Source organism: Micrococcus sp. GbtcB5 (assembly GCF_019091605.1).
Taxonomy (GTDB): Bacteria; Actinomycetota; Actinomycetes; order Actinomycetales; family Micrococcaceae; genus Micrococcus; species Micrococcus luteus.
The window spans coordinates 1-237 of sequence record NZ_JAGXJK010000462.1 but is presented as its reverse complement, the minus strand read 5'-3'; the positions used below and the strand labels follow the sequence as shown (position 1 = coordinate 237).

The 237-nt window shown below is 80.2% G+C and carries 1 pseudogene; it reads left to right on the top strand.

The annotated features are described in order from the left end of the window. Nucleotides 1-237: pseudogene (locus tag KVS67_RS13110) on the top strand (amidase); the annotation flags it as partial.

Below are 237 nucleotides of genomic sequence, written 5' to 3'. Positions count from 1 at the left end.
CACCGGGCGCAGCTGCCGGAGGACGCCGAGACCCACGTGGGCGCAGTGGCCACGCACTTCCTGCGCACGGCCCGGGCCGCAAGGCGCGCCGAGCTCGACGGCGCCGCCCACCGGCTCGAGGAGTGGGCGCGCGGGGTGCGGGCGCAGCTCGCCGCCGGCGACGTGCTGATGACCCCGGTGCTGGCCACCGCGCCCCCGGCGGCCGGCCACCTCCTGGCGTTGGTGCCCGGGGACGAC